Here is a 19813-nt window from a genome sequence, read left to right on the forward strand (position 1 = left end):
TTATTTCTTCGGAAAATAATAAAGTTTCACCCTTATTCGTCAGCAGGTTTTTAATGAATATTTATATTTTAATTATATATTTTTTCGCCAGTGTATTAGTCGGTTATATGGGACGTAATACGTTTGCCGGTGCGGTCGGTTATTTTTTACTATCTTGTATATTTTCGCCCCCGATTGCGCTGTTCTTCCTGATTGTTACGAATAAAAAATCACGTATTGATCCAGATAAAAAGAATCAAGATTTATGAATGTTTTTCGTTTAATTGATCGTGAATTAAAAATCAACAGAAAAAGTTTTTTAGCCTTTGCCGGAATATCAGGATTTGCCAATGCGGCAATTCTTGCTGTGATTAATGTTTCCGCAGAGCATGTGTCCAATAAGCAGGATACCCTCTATTATCTGGCGCTGTTTATTGTGGTCAGTGCTATCTATGCGATTGCCCAGAAACAACTGATGATGGAAGCCACAAGCCATGTGGAAAAATCAATCAACAGTCTGCGGATTAAACTGGTGAAAGATATCCTTCACAGTGAATTAAGTACCATTGAGAAGATTGGAAAAGAAAAAATATACACCATTGTCAGTAAAGAGCTGCAAACCATGTCGCAGGCATCCGCACTGTTTGTGATTTGCGGACAGGCCGCCATCTTGTTGTTTTTTACAATTTTATATGTCGCCTGGCTATCACCCATGGCATTTTTTCTGACATTTATCTTCTTATCTATTGGCAGTGGCTGGCATATTCTGCGCTCAAAAGAGGTCAAGGAAAAACTCAGGCAAGCCTTTGATATTGAAAATGTTCTGGTGACCCGGCTTTCAGATTTACTCAATGGTTTCAAAGAAGTGAAACTAAACTCAGACCGGGCCGGTGAGCTGGAAGAACGGATTCTTGGTTTATCCGGAGAAGTGACAGAAACCAAGATTTCTACCCAGAAAATATATGCCGTTGATTTTGTGATCTCACAGCTGACATTCTTCATTCCGACCGGAGCCATGGTTTTTCTTGTCCCGATCTTGTCAAGTGTTTATCCGGATGTGGTCATGAAAGTGACCACCGCATCTTTATTTTTGATTGGTCCCATTTCTAATATTGTCGGTGGTGTGCCTATTTTTTCCAATGCTAATGCTGCAATTCAGAATGTACTTGAGCTTGAACAAATGTTGCAGGATGGCAAAAAAACTTTAATTTCTGATCAACCGTCTGATGATTTTTCAAATGGGTTTAAGCAAATAGAATTGGCCGGGATTTATTTCAGTCATTCTCATAGTGATGATGAAAAACCATTTACTGTCGGCCCCGTCAATTTAGTCATTAACCGTGGCGAAACGATATTTATTACCGGTGGTAATGGGAGTGGTAAAACAACATTTATGCGCTTGATGACGGCTTTATATCAGGCCAGTGGCGGCATGATAAAAGTTGATGGCCGGATTATCGATAAAAATAATTGTATGGCCTACCGGAATTTATTTTCTTCCGTATTTGCGGACTTTCATTTATTTCAGGAAATATATGGTATCACTGATAAAGACGAAGCGGTTTATTCAGAATGGCTGGCATATCTTGGAATGTCACACAAAGTCAAAGTCAGGGATAAACAGTTCAGCACCATAAAATTATCCACCGGTCAGAGAAAACGGCTGGCGCTGATGGTCAGCGCTCTGGAGAACCGGCCGATTTGTATCTTTGACGAATGGGCCGCAGATCAGGATCCATCATTCAGGGAGAAATTCTATTCAGACATTCTTCCGCGGCTGAAAGCCAACCAGCAGACCGTGATTGCAGTGACGCATGACGATATGTACTTCGACCGTGCCGACCGGCGGTTAAAAATGGTTGATGGTCAGATCATTGAACATCACAGTCATATGGAGTCTCCGCTTTGAATATTAATCTTCCTGTCTGGCTGTTGCCATCAATTTTATTCGGCCTGATAACCTTTGGCGGCATGTATTTTTTTCTGTCGAAACATTATCCGGAGCGTTTCTGGATCATCCGTTTTATCAGAAAGAACCGGATTCAGCTGTCACTGACGGCGTTGTTTTTCATTTTTATCTTGCTCACTGTCGGGCCGAAAGTCCTGATTCCGGTGCCTTACGGTCATGCCGGTGTACTCTGGAAACGTTTTGGGGGAGGAACCGATTTAAGCGAAACCCTGCGTGAAGGGACTGCACTGGTGATGCCGTGGAACCGGATTTATATTTATTCAACCAAATATCAGACCATTACCCATGAATTTGAAGCGGTGACCAAAAACGGTCTGGCCACAAAAGTTTATGTCATTCTCCGTTTCCGGGTCATCCGCAGTACCTTGCCATACCTGCATGTGAATGCCGGTGTTCACTATATCGAACGCATGCTGTTACCGGAAATTGGTTCATGGTCCCGTCTGGTGATAGCCCGCCATTCAGCAGAAGAAGTTTACTCATCCAACCGGCTTGAAGTACAGAAAGAGATTTTCTCTCTGCTGAAAGGGGAAGTGGAAACGCTGGAAAGTGATGAAGGACTCAGTTGTGAATTAACTGAAGATGATGGCGACGGCCATTTCGGAAACGCGCATTGCAGTGCTAAAGATTACTTTGAAATTCAGGATTTTCTGATTCAAAGCATTGACTTACCAAAGGGTATCAGAGAAGCCATTGTCAGAAAAATAGAACAGACACATTTGGCAGATGAGTATGACTGGCGGATCACCGTGGCCGAAAAAGAAGCGGTCCGTAAAGAGAAAGAAGCCGAAGGGATTGCAAAATTTCAGAGTATTGTCACCGGCGGTATTTCAGACACTTATCTCCGCTGGCGCGGGATAGAAGCGACGCTTGAGCTGGCGAAATCAGATAACAGCAAAGTCGTTGTCATTGGCGGCGGTCAGGACGGATTGCCGATCATTCTTAACACTGCCGGGGAGGCTAAAAGTAGTGTCACAGAGAAAACTACAACGGAACAAGCCCGATCCGACACATTTTTATCCGTGAAGCCTGATGAGCTGAAAAAAGAAGAACACGTGACTGTGAATGGCTCATCGCGCTGTGTCAACGGGTGTGATGAAGTCAACCCCAAAAATAAGACTAAGCAAAAAGAACAGACTCTGGCTTCTGATCCGCCGGAGAGTAAGACTGTTGCGGAGAAAAGTAACCCATGATGCAAATCAGTTATACAGATGTAGTGTCGGCAGTTTTGTCGCACAAAGATTCGGACATCAGTATTGAATTCATCCGGCGTAAGAATGAATCAGAGGTCACTGATTATAAGAATTTTATTTCACAAGCTTGTGTATCAGGCCAGCAAATGGTTGCCCACGGCATTCAACCCGGAGATGAGCTGGTCATTCTCTCTGACGATGTCGCTTTTTTTACCCGTGCTTTTGTGGCAGCCATGCTGTTTTCGGTCGTCCCGGTGCCTTTGAGCTTTCCTGCCAGTGAATCTTCCCGGCAAAAAGTTTTAGCCGTGTGGAAGCAACTGCGTCACCCCTGGATTATTTCTGATCAGCCGCTTGATACCGTATTTGGTCAATACGATGATGAACATGCCAGCCATTTACTTTCACGCACCCTGAGCGCTGACTTGATTGAGACTGACTTGATTGATACAGCACAGACGCAGCGGGAAGTACCGGACGGTGAGATCATCATACCTGATCCGGATAGTCTGGCTTTTATCCAGTACAGCTCTGGCTCAACCGGCGATCCGAAAGGCGTGAAAGTCACCCACAGGATGTTGATCGCCAACTGCGACCTTGCCGTTCATATTCATCAAATCACCCTTCAGGACGCTTTTCTGAGCTGGATGCCGCTGAGTCACGATTTCGGGGTGATCTATTTTATGCTATTCCCGCTGATCTGCGGACTACGCTTTACCCTGATTCCGACCAAAATATTTGCCCGTAATCCGGTATTGTGGCTGGAGCAGATGAACCGCAGCAGGGCAACGATTTCCGGTGCGCCTAACTACGCGTTTGAGCATGTGATGAAAATGTTCCGGCCTGATGCCGCAAAAACGTGGGATTTGGGAGATGTCCGCTACATCATTAATGGTGCAGAACCCATCAACGCAGAGATCTGCCATCGCTTTGAAGAAACATTTGCGCCTTATGGTCTCTCTGCCGGAGTCATTACACCTTGCTACGGACTGGCTGAGGCTACCTTGTTGGTTTCTTCTGCAAACCTGGGAGAAACTCCGGTGACTTACCGTTGTGACCGGAACTTTCTCAAACCGGGCGATCAGGTTCACTATCAGGAGGATGGTTGTGAATTTGTCGATGTCGGTTATCCCGGTCATCATGTCCGGTGGCGGATTGCAGATGATAACAATCAATCGGTTGCCGCGCAGCATATCGGCAGAATTCAGCTTCAGGGAGATATCATCACGCCGGGTTATTACTTCGCACCAAACCGCACAGAAGCACTGTTTACCACTGATGGCTGGCTGGATACCGGCGATTTGGGTTTTCTCCGCGATGACAGGCTGATTATTACCGGACGCAGCAAAGACATCATCATTATTAACGGTAAAAACTATTACCCGCAGGACATTGAAACGATTTGCGCTGAACTGCCGGAGCTCGGGTTGAATAAGGTTGTGGCCGTGTCAGCACAGGACGCTGGCGGAAAAGCCGTGTTCATCGTGTTCCTGTTGTTCCGCCACAAACCACAAGCCTTTGTGCCACTGATGAAAAAGACTCAGGAACTGTTGATCCGGGAACTGGGCATTAAACCGGATCATTGCCTGCCGGTAAAACATATTCCGAAAACCACCAGTGGTAAACTCAAGCGGTTTGATCTGGTCCGCCAGTATGAGCAGGGTACGTTTGATGCCGTGATTCATCAGCTGAGCCAGGCGCAATCTTCTGCCGGCATGCACCCCATGCAGTGGGCGATTCTCAGCCGGGATCATCGTGAAATTGTCAGCCAGCTGAAAGCGCTGATTCAGCCGCTGCTGCCGCAACAGTCTGAAGCTCAGCCGGGGCAGGAACCGCTATTTCTGGATATTCACCAGCCCTTGATGGAGCAGGGGTTGCAGTCAGTGCACCTCACTGAAATTGCTTCCCGGATCAGTCAGGCTGCCGGTCATGCTTACCCGGTCGGGGTGATGTTTGATTATCCAACTATTGAAAGGCTGGCAGATATGTTGTGCGAACAAAGTCAGTCATTGTCCGCTGAGTCTGCCCATACGGATCACCCTCATCAAACCGGAGCGGCACTGGTTGGGATTGGCTGTTATTTTCCCGGCCACATCCGTGACCCGCAAACCTTCTGGCAACAGTTAATGGCAGAAACCGATTTCGTCAGCGACCTGCCGGACGATCGCAAGCCGGTGAGCGCTGAACGCCTTGAGCAGTATCCGGGCCTGAACAAAGGTCACTTTCTTGACGACCCATGGTGTTTTGACCACCAGTTTTTCCGTATCTCACCAGCAGAAGCACTGGCGATGGATCCGCAACAGCGGTTGCTGCTGCAATGTTGCTGGCATGCGTTTGAAGATGCCGGTATGGATCCGCAGCAGTGGGCCGGCAGCAACACTGGCGTTTATCTGGGGCTGTCGACACTCGACTATGATCATATCCTGCAACGCTCCGGTGATCCCCAGGCACTCAATGCTTACCGGCTGACCGGTAACTCTCCCGGCATCGCTGCCGGACGGATTGCTTACTGTTTTAATTTTACCGGCCCGGTGATCACTATCGATACCGCCTGTTCCTCATCACTGGTTGCGATTCATTACGCTTTACGGGATCTGCGGTCAGGAGCCTGCGACCTGGCCGTTGTCGGTGGCGTAAATCTGATACTGGACGGCAGTACTTCCGCTGCTTTGACCAGTATGCAGGCCTTATCCGGCTCCGGGCAAAGTAAAACTTTTTCTGCGCAGGCAGATGGTTACGGCCGCGGAGAAGGGTGTGCAGTCATCCTTCTGCGCCGTGAAGCAGACGCGGCGGGCCATCGGATCCGGGCGGTGATTCAGGGCAGTGCCGTGAATCATGACGGTGCCAGTAACGGGCTGACCGCCCCCAGCGGTAAAGCACAACAGGCGGTGTTACAGCAGGCGCTGAGTGATGCCGGTTGTGAGTCGCAGGATGTGGTGTTTATTGAAACTCACGGCACCGGTACTGTTTTGGGCGATCCAATTGAAGTGAACGCCATCAGTCAGGTCTATGCCGGGCGGGATCCTGACGCTTTTCCGTTATATCTGGGATCGGTAAAAACCAATATAGGCCATCTGGAAGCGGCTGCGGGGATTGCCGGGGTGATTAAATCCGCCTTAGCACTGACGCATCAGCAACTTCCAGCCACACTACATAGTGAAGCGCTGAATCCGCATATTGACTGGCCGTCTGTCCCTGCAACCATTGCTGACCACGTGCAACCGCTGCCTGATGAAACCTGTTATGCCGGCGTCAGTGCGTTTGGTCTGAGTGGGACGAACTGTCATGTGATCTTAAAAAGTTACCGGAATGACAAGACAGAAACAGCGCCGGATTTACAGACAGATGCAGAGGCAGATGTACAGGACATAAGCTGGCAAACCGAAGGTTTTTGCCTGCCGCTCAGCGCGGCCTCACCGGAAAGTCTGTCTGAGTTACTGAACCAGTGGCGGACGCTGATTGACTGCGAAGATGAACCAACACTGGCTGTCTGTTGTGTTGCCAATGCGGTGCACCGGGCTCATCTGCCTTACCGGACCTGCTTTTACGCAACGGACAAGCAAGACCTCAGCCAGCAGTTAGCCGGATTTTCACCACAAACACTGACGTTCCACCGGGAAAAGCCAACTTTGACCTTCGTGTTCAGCGGGCAGGGCTGTCAGTATCCGGCGATGGGAGCCGGACTTTACAATTGTTTCCCTGGTTTTAAAGCCTGTATTGATGAAATGGCAGCGGTGCTGGCACCAGTGTGGCCTTATGATTTGGTTGAAGTCATGACCGATGCGCAAATGCCGCAGGAAACGCTCAATCATACCGCAGTGACTCAGGTCGCGGTTGTCGCATTCCAGATTGCACTCGCGAAATTATGGCAATCTTTCGGGGTGATACCTGCGTATTGTGTCGGCCATTCTGTTGGCGAAATTGCAGCGGCCGTCGTTTGCGACAGTCTGTCTGTGAAAGATGCCATTCTGCTGGCTGCCAGCCGGGGAGCGCTCATTGCCGCTTTACCGGCTGGCGGGGCGATGGCAGCAGTCATGGCGGGACCGGAAAGGGTTCAGTCAGTGCTGGATCGTCTCGGTGACGGTAGTCAACTGGTGATTGCAGCGCATAACTCGCCGGAAAGTGTGACGATTTCCGGTGAAAATGAACTGTTGGAACAGGCACTGAAAGACTTGCAGCAAGCCGGTATAAGGGTGAAAAAACTGGATATTTCTCATGCGTTCCACAGCCCGTTACTACAACCGGTACTGGCTGAATTTGCCAATACAGTCAGCAAAATTGCGTTTCAGCCGCCCAAATATCATGTGATGTCAACTGTGACGGGTGAACAGCTGCATCCGGATGACTGGCAGCGTCCGGAATATTGGGTCGATCATCTGACACATCCGGTCCTGTTTCAGGAAGCCATGATGAGCCTGCCGCAGCAAGAGAATTCGCTGATTCTGGAAATTTCACCCAGGCCAACCCTGATGTTGCCGGGAAAACAGTGCTGCCCGGACAGTCACTGGATATGCAGCCAAACCGCAAAACAGATGACAGATTCCTTCCGGCAGGCGGTTCGCGAACTATATCAGGCTGGCATGGATGTGCAGTGGCCGCCACTCTTCGGTGGCGTGTTACCCGAAGCAGAGCGCCTGCATGCCTGTCCGTTACCGCTGTATCCGTTTCAGTCTTACCGGCACCGGCCGGAAATACCTGAATCCCGGGAGCATGCTGCTGATAGCGTGACCAGCCAGCCGCTGACTGTCGCAGCGCAACCAAGCGCAATCATCGGGGAACCGGCTGCGGTGCCTGTCCCTTCAGAGGTGCCTGTCCCTTCAGAGTTGTCTGTCCCTTCAACGGCTTGCTCAGGGAATGTCGTTGACAGACAGGCGGAAGTACAGCAGCTGATTGCTTCCGTCACCGGGCTGCAATCAGCACAGCTGGATGCAGACGCCAACTGGTTTGCTCTCGGGCTGGATTCGCTGGTCATTGTTCAGATTCAGCAGGCGGTGATCAAACATTTCGGAATTGAATTTGAGCTGGCAAGCCTGATGGGGGAACTGGATACCTGTCACAAACTGGCCGCACAAATCGGTGTTCTGTCCCCTGAAAATCAAGAGCCTGAAAAAATGGCGCCCGGAGTGTCAGTACAGGAAACCGGAGAAGCGCTTGCGGTTGCAAATCATACTGCGGTGCAGCAAGCGGTTAACCCTTCATTGCCCGCAGCGCCCGGCTCACTTGAATCTCTGTGTCAACAACAAATGCTGGCCATGAATCAGCTATTTGCATCCCAGCTGAGTGCATTTTCCGAACAGCCGCAAGCGGAAAGCCGGGCTGAAACGCTGGCAATATCTGCACCGGAAGCCTCTCCAAAAGTCAACCGGCCCCGCACTGAAATTAAAGGTTTATATCAGTCTCTGAAGACAGAGAAAAATGAGTCACTTTCAAACCGTCAGCGTGCACATCTGATTTGGTTGCAGCAGCAGCTGAATCAACGCACAGAAACTTCTAAAGCATACACCGCAACACATCGTGCGCATTACGCCAACAGCCGGAGTATTCTCGGCTTTAAACCCGAAACCAAAGAGATGACCTATCCGGTTCATGTGGATAAAGCTGAAGGCATTTATCTGTGGGATTTGGATGGCAATCGCTACATCGACATCACCATGGGTTTTGGTTCGGTTTTATTTGGCCACAATCCGGATTTCATCAAAAAGGCATTGTCAGAGGCGCTCGCATCAGGTGCACCGGTCGGCCCGCAAAACCCTCAGGCGGCGACTGCGGCTGAAAAACTGTGCCGTTTGACCGGCAATGAACGGGCCAGCTTTTTTACCAGCGGTACAGAAGCAATTATGGTTGGTGTGCGGATTGCCCGCAGTGTCACCCGGCGTAAGAAGATTGTGATTTTCCATGGCGCTTTTCACGGTAGTTTCGACGGCGTGCTTGCGTCCGGCTGGCTTGAAAACGGACAGCCGCAAACCGTGCCACTGACTGATGGTTCGCCGCAGGGCATGGTGGATGACACCATCGTCCTGACTTATGGCGAAGCTCGCTCGCTGGATGTCATTCGTGAACATGCCGGTGAAATTGCAGCAGTGATCATTGAACCGGTTCAAAGCCGGAACCCGGCACTCCAGCCGGTTGAGTTTGTCCGTGAATTAAGGGCACTGACTGAGGAGAAAGAGATTGCCCTGATTTGTGATGACATCATTCTCGGCTTCCGTTACGCACTGGATGGCAGCCGGAGCTGGCTCGGTATTACGCCGGATCTGGTGACTTACGGTAAGGTACTTGGCGGCGGTCAGCCTGTTGGTGTACTGGCTGGATCCTGCAAATATATGGATGCAGTCGACGGGGGTGACTGGCGCTATGGGGATGAGTCGGTACCACAGAGCAGAACCGCTTTTGTTGCCGGGACTTTTAACAGTCATCCGCTGGCAATGACGGCAGCGAATGCAGTACTGGATAAGCTGCTTGCCGAAGGTGAAAGTTTGCTGGCAACGCTGAATCAGAAAACCGAAGCCATGTGTCAGACATTGAATACATGGTTTGAGGACAATCATATTCCGGTACATCTGGTCTGGTTTGGCTCGCTGTTCCGGTTTGAATATTCACCAGAGACCGAGCTGCTGAATTTCCATCTGCTGAAAAATGGTTTATATGTCTGGGAAGGGCGCAATTGTTTTCTGGGGTGCGCACATACCGATGACGATATCCGTCAAATCATTGAGATAGTCAAGCGCAGTGCCTGGGAACTGGTCAATGGGGGCTGGACCGAAGGGCTGAGCTGTGAAAATCAGTCTCTGATGTTGCCGTTAAGTCATGGCCAGCAGGCCATGCATTTCTTACTGGAATCTCAGCCGGATAATGCGACGGCTTACACTGAAATGATGGTGCTTGAATTTGATCATTCACCGGATCATGCACGCCTGCAACAAGCCTGGGGGTTAGTTGTGGAACGTCATGATTCGCTGAGGGTCAGCCGGATCACAGCTACAGGTCAGTATGTTTCGGCCACAATGGATCCGGTCATCACCGTGAAGCAGGCAACTGAAGCACAACGCACAGAGCTCCGGCGTCAGTTACTGGAGCAGCCTTTTGATACCCTGTACGGTCCATTCTGGCGGATCCATCTGGTCTGCACACCACAAGCGTGTGATTTGCTGCTGAGTTTCAGTCATTTGATTGTCGATGGCTGGTCGATGGGCATTGTGGCGGACGAACTGGCCACCATATATCAGTCACTCAAAGCGGGGCAGCCCCCTTTAACGGAACCGGTGATTCCCTTGTTGCAGTTGCTGGCACAGGACGGTGTGAGAGACCGTCAGACATCAGTCACAACGCATCCGCTGAAGTCTGAGTATCTGCTACCCGTTTATATCGCCGGAGACAGTCAGCTTTACGCGCCGGCAACCGGTCAGGGCACCCGGATTCAAACCCGGCTGATGCCGGAAACTTTTGCACAGGTCAAAGTCTGTGCGCAACAGCTTCAGGTCAGTTCATTCAGTCTGTTGATGGCAGCCTGGGCGATATTACTTAACCGGCTGAGTGCCCGGTCCCGGTTTGTGATTGGTATACCGGTTGCCGGACATAACAGCATGGGAGCCGGACATCTGGTTGGTTATGCCTCTGAAGTCAGAGGTGTACCAATTGACATTGCACCACAGCAGACAATCGGCGACTGGATCGTACAACTGACCGGCCGGATTCGTGAAGCGCAGCAGCATCAGGCGACCGCACAAATTCCGGTGTCCTGTCTGTTTAATGTCGACCGGGGTATTTCACTCACGCTCGACTCCCGGCCACGCTGGGGACATGTGCCTGTCAGCTGTGTCAAACAGCCGCTGTTTCTCAATATTCTTGAATTCAATGATCAGTTCTGTATTGATTTTGATGTCGATACTTCGGTCGCGACACCAGAAACCGGTCAATGCTGGTTATCCCACTATATGACTATCGTCCGGCAACTGTGCAGTGATACACAGCAAACCATTGAACAATTGATGGAAGCCATCGATCCCTATCAGGGTGTACTGACCGATGAGCAGGGAATTCCGCTGTTTGCCGGTGCCTGTGGCTGGCATCACGACGCGCATCAGGATAAAAACTGGCTTGCACGGCTGACCGCAGACAGCCGGATTCAAAAACTGGCTCCCGATGAGTCTCCGCTGAACTGGCACGGTCAACCCGTTTATGCCCACGCCCTGCTTGACTTGCTTGAGATGCCCGCTGAAGGCGTCAGAATTGAGCTCTGGCAAGGACAGATAGCCCTGAAGGTTGAGAGTCCGCTCCATCCACTGGCATCGATTGCGCTGCCGGTTCTGGCAGAGAAAATCAGTCAGTCAATCGCTTTATCATGGCAACCGGCTTTCATCTGGCTGCCGGATGCGTCCGGTTATGTCGCCATCCATGTGCAGAAGCCGGTGACATCAGCAGAGGAAGAAGCTGTTGCCCGGATCTGGGCTCAGACACTCGGACTCAAAGAACTCCCGCCGGTGAATGCTTCTTTTATTCAGCTGGGCGGGAATAGTCTGGCAGCGCTGAATGTCATTCATAAACTGCAAACTCAGCTGAACTTTTCTGTGAGTCTCAGCGATCTGCTTCAGGCTCCCGGTATTGAACAACTGATTCAGCATGCAGCCATGGCAGATGAGCAGACTGCCGGGCCGGAAATTATCCCGCTGCATCAGCAACCATTGCATGAGGGAGAACCGGAGCTGATCACCTGCTCGAATAATCAGCAGCGCTTGTTGTTTTTACAGATTTTAGAACCCCAGTTTTACGCGTACAACGTCGGTTTTTCTGTGTCTTTACCAACCCGGATTGATACGGCATTGTTAGCTCAGGCACTTCAGCCCGTTATCACGGCCAACCCCGTTTTGCGCTGTTGGTTCCCGCAGCCTGAAACGGCGGTTGTGATTGATATCGATCCCCGGCAGTTGATGAGCAGCGCTTCATTTGCTACGGCAGAAGAAGCCATGGCTGATGCACAACAGGAGGTCGAAACGCCGTTTATGCCGGAAAGCCAGCCCGGATGGCGGATACGTTTGCAACAGATAGCGGAGAAAAGCACCCTGATAGTGACCATGCATCATGTTATCTGTGATCTTTGGTCGGTTGAACTGTTCTGTCATGAGCTGGCAGGGACATTACAACAGCTACAGTTTGGTTATCAGCTGCCGGCAAAATCCGCCATGCTCACTTACCATGACTACGCGGTTGCTATGAATGATTATCAGGACTCTGCCCGTTATGACCGTGATACAGAGGCTTATCTGCACAGTTTGCAGCCTCTGCCTGAGCCGGTTGATCTGAATCCGGATAAACCCCGCCAGACACCGCGGAGTCTGGCCGGAGAAAGCTTCTTTATCCGGATCGATCAGCCATTAACGCAGCAGTTGTATCAGTTATCCGGACAGCGGGATTATAGCTTACACGCCATCACTTCTGCGGCACTGGCACTGCTTGTCCATCAGCAGCAGGGAGCCCGGCAGATGATCATCGGGACTGTCATTGCCCAGCGGGCATATGCAGGTCTTGAACATGTGCTGGGATTTTTTGCCAACACGCTGCCGGTTCGTTTTGAGCTGATACCGGGTATGACCAACGATGACTTTATCCGGGATTGTGCCGCAAAAATGACACAGATGATGCAATATGGTCATCTGACTCTGGATACCTTTATCGACAAGCTGAATATCAGCCGGAAACCTGATCGCCAGCCTCTGCTGGATATTGTTTTGGTGATGGATGACCGGGAAAAACTGAACCAGATTGCCCAAAGTCATGCGTTGGGTTTCCGGGAAATTCCGGTCCGGCAAAATCAGTTTGATTTTACTTTGTATGTCAGTTATTCCCGTCAGGGGATACGAATGCATGCTTTATATAACAGTGACTTATACAGCCGCCAGCGGGTGAGCGAGCTATTGTCCGCACTGAATGAGATTCTTGAACAGATTGTCTCAGCACCGGATGCACAACTGCCCGTCAGTCAGCGTTATCCGCTGACCGCCCAGCAGAAACGGTTATGGTTCGTCGATGCATTTGAGAATGGCTATCTTTATGATGCAGCGCCAGTGTATTACAACATGCCATGTCAGGTGGTTCTCGATGCGGATACGATCGATAAAGAGAAGTTGCAGCTGGCGATTCAGCAGGTTGCAGCCCGGCAGATCATTCTGGGCTTTTGCCTCAGTGAACCCGATCAGGATTCAGAACACAGTCACTGCTGGGTTCCCGCCCAAAGACAAACACCCACACTGTCGGTCGCCGAATGCGGACCGGAGCAGCTGACAGAGCAACTCAGTGCGTTTAACTTTCAACCCTTTGATTTATCTTCTGATCTGTTGCTCCGGGCTTTACTTGTCTGTTGCACGGATGGCCGGGCTGTTTTGCAGATCACCGCCCATCATATGATCGCTGATAAATCGGCCCTGTGTCGCTTTGTTGCTGCGGTGATGACCTGTTACGAAACAGAACCGCTTCCGGCTGCCGGTTCAGTCTCTGAGGCATCCGGTGCGCTGACCGGCCTTTGTCTGACGCCACCGTCACTGAGCGCACAGGAGAAAGACCGTCAGCTCAACTACTGGCAACAGCAGTTAGCGCAGTTGACTCCGTTACAACTGCCTGAAGATATGCCGCGGAAAACCATTCATGTGTATCAGGGCGAACAGCAAACTTCGGCCTTCACCGGGCTGGGAGAACTGGCAGAAAGGCTTGACTGCAGCCAGACAGCGGTTGCGCTGACACTGCTGCATGAGCTCCTGCACCGGTATTCGCGTCAGCAGGATATCGTCACCGGGATGGTGCTGACGGCTGACAACCCAATGCCGGACGGTCAATATCTGCGGGCAGACGATAATCTGGTTGTTATCCGCAGTCAGCATGACCCGCAGCGGCGTTTTGCCGGCTGGAGTAAAATCATGGAAGCCACCATCGCCGACGCCCGTCGCCACGGCGATGTGCCATTTGATGATGTCGTGCTGGCGGTCAATCCGGATAATGATATGAGCCGGACAGCGTTATTTGATGTGTTATTTGTTTTTGAACAGCCGCAGCATGACCTTGATCTGGCCTTCACGGATCGGTTGCTGGTCAATGCGCAGGGCTGGGGAAAATATGATCTGGTCTTTTGCCTGACAGCGGCAGATAACCCTGAAGATATCAGCCAGATGGCGGTGTGTTTTAACAACACCATTTATCATGGCAGTAAAATTCAGCAAATGATGACCGCTTATATCCAGTTACTGGAATCGGCGTTAACCGATACATCAGCTTTATGTTGCGACCTTCGCCTGCTGACAGATGAGACCGCCAGACAGCTGACAGAACAAAGTTGCCAATTCTCCGGGTTTGACCAGACGCAAACCATTGTGTCCGTGATTGATGCGATGACTGCACAATATCCGGATAACCCGGCGCTGGATGATGGTTACAGCCAGCTCAGTTATGCTCAGCTCAATGAGCTGGCCCGCAATCTGGCGGCAGTTCTGGTTCAGCAGGGAGTGCAGCGGGAGAGTGTGGTTGCTGTTTATATGGAGCGCGGACTGCTGCAGTCGCTGGTTATTCTGGCTATTCTCAAGGCTGGCGGCGCCTATCTGGCACTGGATAAAAAGCATCCGTCCGCCCGGCTCAGAGCCATTGCAGAGGATGCGTCAGCATGCCTGCTGATTACCGCAGATCCGGACTACGCTGCGGTTTGTCCGCCAACAGCTGAAGCTTTCATTACCGGATTATCCGGACAGCAACTGGTCATTAACGGACTGGTCATTCACGAACAGGCGCTGACGACATCTGACCCGGTACAACTGCCGGTCGTTGAGCCAGACCAGCTGGCTTACCTGATTTACACCTCGGGTTCAACCGGGCAGCCGAAAGGCGTGCAGGTGGAACACCGCCATGTCGTGCAGCTTGTGCTTCCGCAGGTTGAACTGCTTAAGGAGAGAGCGCCACAAAAAAACTGGTTTGAGTTTGAAGCGGGAGCCCGCTGGTCGCTTTATCATGCTTATGCGTTTGACTTCTCGGTGTGGGAAACATTTGGGGCCTGGATGACTGGCGGAACCGTTTATGTTGTTCCACCGGAAGCAATTCCCGACAGCCGGCAGTTTTTACACTGTATTGTGGAGAATCAGATTTCGGTACTCAGTCAGACGCCGGGAGCTTTTTATGCTTTGCTGGAACAGCTGGAAGCACAGGACTGGCCGGTGCTGCCTTTGCAGACAGTTGTTTTTGGCGGAGAGGCATTGCAACCGGCTCGCCTCAAGGCATTCCGGCAGCATTATCCACAGGTGCGGTTAATCAACATGTATGGCATTACCGAGACAACCGTACACGTCACATATAAAGATATTGATGATATCGCATGCGAATCCGGACAAAGCAACATTGGCCGTCCGTTGCCAAACTATGGTGTTTTACTGGTTGATGATCAGCTTGTCCCGAGCGCTCCGGGGGTTCCTGGTGAAATGGTGATAACCGGTTACGGCGTCACAAGAGGATATCTGAATCGCCCGGAACTGAATGACAAAGCATTCATTGAATTACCGGGGATCAAGGGCAAAGCATTCCGTAGTGGCGATTTAGCCCGTCAGACACCGGACGGCGAACTGATTTATCTCGGCCGGAAGGACGAGCAGGTTCAATTGCGGGGGTTCCGGATTGAAACCGGAGAAATTGAACAGGTTTTACTTCATTATCCCGGTATCCGCAATGCTGCCGTGGTGCTGGTCACAGATGAAGTCGCACAAGGCGTATCCGGTGATGATGCAGCCATTGTGGCCTGGCTGGTTCCTGAGCCGGGACAGCCGGATTTCAGCCACGAGCAACTCCTCTCATGGCTGGGTGACCGGCTACCGGCATATATGATCCCTTCCGGTTTCTGGTTTACCAGCGATATTCCGCTCAACCATAATGGTAAAGTGGATAAAAAAGCGTTGATGAAATGCCGTGACAAGCCGCTGAAATCAATGGCTGTGGCACAATTACAGGCGGATGAAATTGATTCCGGCACCGATCGTGAACTACGCCATATCTGGTGTGAAGTCCTTGGGGTTTCACAGGTCAGTCATGATGATAATTTCTTTGAAATCGGCGGGCACAGCCTGAAAGCCAACAGCGCATTGCTTCGCATCCGGGAACGTTTATGCCCGTCTCTGACGTTGAAAGATTTCTTCAGTCATCCCCATTTTCTGATTCAGGCGTCGTTTATTGATCAGCTGATAAACGATAAACCCGCACAGGAAGGCGCTTTACCCAAACTACTGCCTCAAGGTTCACAAGAAGCATCCGTGCCATCTTTTTCTCAGCAACGGTTATGGCTGACGCAGCAACAAAATCCACAGGACACATCTTATAACTCCGTCGGTGTGTTTAGCCTGAAGCGGACACCGCAGACACCCGGATTTGATGTATTGTATGCAGCATTCAGTGAAGCATTCCGGCAGGTCATTGCCCGGCATGAAGTGCTGCGTTGCCGCTACCGGATGCAGGGCGGGGCGCTGCATGTTGTCCCTTCGCAGCAGGAGGCACATATTCTGACTAAAGTCACCGGCGCTGACACCGATCTCAGCACGCTGAAACAGTCCGAGCTGAACTATCAGTTTGACCTGGCGAATGACTGTTTAATCCGCGCTTTTCTGATCGCACCTGAAACAGGCAGCCAGGAGGCGGGTCATCTGTTAATCAATATGCACCATATCATCAGTGATGGCGCTTCTGTTGTGGTACTGATGAATGAGCTGTCTGCTTTTTATCAGCATCACTTTGACCCGCAGGTGAAATTGCCGGCACCGCTGACCATTCAGTTTCGTGACTTCGCGGCATGGCAACAACACATCCACCGCACCGGTGTATTGGATCAACAGATCAATTACTGGCAGCAGGTATTCGCAGATGGGATTCCACAGCTGAATTTACCGACAGACCGGCCACGCCAGTCACAGGTTGATCATCAGGGCGCGATGCACCTCTGTCATCTGGGAGAGCCCTTGTCTCAGGCGCTGCGCCAGTTAGCACAGCAGCAACAATGCACCTTGTTTATGCTGCTCAGTACGATCACACAGCTGATGCTTTACCGCTACACCCGGCAAAACGACATGGTGCTTGGTACACCGGTGATCGGCAGGGATGATGTGGCACTGGAACCTTTGATTGGATGCTTCCTGAATGTATTACCATTAAGGTTACGGTGTCACGAAAATCAGCTATTTTCCCGGTTGCTTGAACAAAACCGCAGCCTGATCACAGAAGCGTTTGCCAATCAGCAGCTTGCATTTGACCAGCTTGCCGAGGCGGTCGGTTATCAGAAACAACCCGGCAGACACGCCCTGTTTGATGTGCAGATTATTTTGCAGAACAATCCGCAGTTGCAACTGGATTTCGGCAATACATGGCTGACGATGCATCAGGAAGAAACGGTCAGTGCCAAATTTGATCTGAATATCATGTTTAGTAATGACGATGATATTGAGTTGCAACTGGAATACGCAACTGCACTGTTTGAGCCGGTAACCACCCGGTCGATGATGGCAGATATCGTGACGATCGCGCACAGCATTACGCAGCAGCAGGGAATTCAGACGCAGACGGTTGAAGAGGTTCTGGCATCCTGTCCGGCTAACGATGTGGTTCAACACATCAAAACGGTGACAACGTCACAGGATGAGATGTCACTGATTCATAATCAGATTGAAGAAGAGGATTGGTAAATGTGCGGCATCGCAGGAATCTATTCGCCGGCTGCTATTCAGTCGCCGGAACAAAAAATAAGCCCGGACAGTCACATTCATCTGTCACTGTTACACACCATGGCGGAAACGATCAGGCATCGTGGTCCGGATGAGGATGGGTTTTATTGTGGTGACGGCATCGGGCTGGCATTTCGCCGTTTATCGATTGTCGATATCCGGCATGGACAGCAGCCCGTCGTTAATCATGATGATAGTGTCATTGCGGTCGTTAATGGGGAAATTTATAACCATGAAGCATTGAGAGAACAGCTGACAAGCAAAGGGATTACACTTCAAAACCGTTGTGATGTCGCGGTGATTCCTCACCTTTACGAACTGTATGGAGATGACTTTGTCAGCCAGCTCAAAGGGCAGTTTGCTATCGCACTTTATGACCGTCAGGCACACAAACTATTGCTGGCCAGAGATGGTGCAGGAATTGCGCCGCTGTTCTGGACCCGTCAGAACGGACAAATTCTGTTTGGTTCAGAAATCAGAGCGTTATTGTGTGTACCGGGTGTGAAAAAGCAGGTCAACATGACGGCGGTGGATCAATTGCTGACGTTTCCTGGCAGCGTCAGTCCACAGACTTTTTTCGATAACATTTTCAGCCTCCGGCCGGGTCACTGTCTGATCTTTCATCCACAAGGCTGTGAAGAGAAGTGTTTCCGGGATCTGAATTATCCGGCATCGTTTCACGATCAGCCTTTCACTGAAACTGCGACAGAAAAATGTATCAATCAGCTGGATACCCGATTGTGTGAAGCGGTAGAGCGCCGGCTGCAAGGTGATGTACCGGTTGGATTATATCTCTCTGGCGGGCTGGACAGTTCTCTGATTGCTGCAATTGTCAAAGAGGTATCGCCTCACAGGGTACGTGATAGTTTTTCTATCACATTTCCTTCAGATGCGCTTGATGAAAGCCGTTATCAGCAGATGATGGTGAATCATCTGGGAACCCGGCATCATTCGTTTGAATTCAGGCCGGAACATCTTGCCGGACATTTGCATCAGATCGTTAACCGGGCAGAAGCCCCGCTACGAGAATCTTACAATGCCTGCTCGCTGGTTCTTTCTGGTCTGGTCAGAGCGGAAGGGATTAAAGCGGTTGTCAGCGGTGAAGGTGCTGATGAATTATTTGCCGGCTATGTTGGCTATCGTTTACAAGATCTGCGTTTACAAGACCCGAGTTTGCAGGAAGCTCATCAACAGGGACGCCATCAGGGACAGGCAGATACGCTGGAAGAGATGCTGGAAAATGAACTCAGGCAGAAGCTCTGGGGTGATTCAAATCTGTTTTATGAGAAAAACTACTATGCGCACCGGGAGCAGAAAGTTTGCCTCTACAGCGAAGCCGTTCAACAGCAGCATTCGCAGTTTGACTGCCTGCAGTATCCTTTGGTCGATACCCGTAAACTCAAAGACCGTCATCCGGTACATCAGCGCTCTTACCTTGATTTTAAACTCAGAATTGCTGATCACCTGCTGGCTGACCATGGCGACCGGGTCGCGTTTGCTCACTCGGTTGAAGGCCGGTATCCGTTTCTGGATGAAGATCTGATTGATGAAGTTACCCGGATTCCGCCTCAATGGCTGACACATCAGGGCGAAGAAAAATATTTACTCAAACAGCTGGCCCGGCGCTATTTGCCCGAGGCCATTATCCAGCGGCAAAAATTCAGCTTTGTCGCGCCTTCCAGTGCGTACCTGCTGCGGGATTATCCGGAGTTGACCGGCGATATTCTGGCGCCGGATCGTATCCGGCGTCAGGGATACTTTGACCCGGACACAGTGGAATACCTGCGCCAAAGCTACTTACAGCCCGATCATCATTTAAATCAGACATTTGAAGATGATTTACTGATGATTGTGCTGACTTTCGGTATCTGGCTCGATGAATTCGGACTGCCGGATTACTGCGCCTGACAGGGAAAAATGATCTGACCGGGATCAGATCAGAACAC

Annotated in this window: 5 protein-coding genes; all 5 read left to right on the forward strand. The window is 50.7% G+C overall.

Annotation, left to right across the window (positions count from 1 at the left end; all coding sequences use genetic code 11):
- The first annotated feature begins 53 nt into the window (after window positions 1-53).
- Genes OCV29_RS20835 through asnB form a run of 5 tightly spaced genes read left to right on the forward strand, consistent with a single transcriptional unit; the run spans window position 54 to window position 19775 of the window.
- Window positions 54-248 (forward strand): hypothetical protein, encoded by a 195-nt coding sequence (locus OCV29_RS20835; protein WP_073604639.1) that lies wholly within the window; start codon window positions 54-56, stop codon window positions 246-248.
- Window positions 245-1888 (forward strand): cyclic peptide export ABC transporter, encoded by a 1644-nt coding sequence (locus OCV29_RS20840; protein WP_261887399.1) that lies wholly within the window; start codon window positions 245-247, stop codon window positions 1886-1888. Before OCV29_RS20835 ends, OCV29_RS20840 begins: the two co-directional genes overlap by 4 nt.
- On the forward strand, window positions 1885-3141 hold the full coding sequence (locus OCV29_RS20845; protein WP_073604641.1) for a prohibitin family protein: 1257 nt from the start codon (window positions 1885-1887) through the stop codon (window positions 3139-3141). Before OCV29_RS20840 ends, OCV29_RS20845 begins: the two co-directional genes overlap by 4 nt.
- Window positions 3138-17828 (forward strand): non-ribosomal peptide synthetase/type I polyketide synthase, encoded by a 14691-nt coding sequence (locus OCV29_RS20850; protein WP_261887400.1) that lies wholly within the window; start codon window positions 3138-3140, stop codon window positions 17826-17828. The genes OCV29_RS20845 and OCV29_RS20850 overlap by 4 nt, the downstream gene beginning before the upstream one ends.
- The gene (asnB, locus tag OCV29_RS20855; protein ID WP_073604130.1) at window positions 17829-19775 is read left to right on the forward strand and encodes an asparagine synthase (glutamine-hydrolyzing); all 1947 of its coding nucleotides are present in this window, start codon (window positions 17829-17831) and stop codon (window positions 19773-19775) included.
- Window positions 19776-19813 lie beyond the last annotated feature (38 nt).

The organism is Vibrio aerogenes (genome assembly GCF_024346755.1).
In the GTDB taxonomy this organism is placed as follows: domain Bacteria; phylum Pseudomonadota; class Gammaproteobacteria; order Enterobacterales; family Vibrionaceae; genus Vibrio; species Vibrio aerogenes.

Coding starts and splice junctions, on each gene's coding strand:
- OCV29_RS20835 (WP_073604639.1), top strand. CDS start 54: ATGAATATTTATATTTTAATTATATATTTTTTCGCCAGTGTATTAGTC.
- OCV29_RS20840 (WP_261887399.1), top strand. CDS start 245: ATGAATGTTTTTCGTTTAATTGATCGTGAATTAAAAATCAACAGAAAA.
- OCV29_RS20850 (WP_261887400.1), top strand. CDS start 3,138: ATGATGCAAATCAGTTATACAGATGTAGTGTCGGCAGTTTTGTCGCAC.
- asnB (WP_073604130.1), top strand. CDS start 17,829: ATGTGCGGCATCGCAGGAATCTATTCGCCGGCTGCTATTCAGTCGCCG.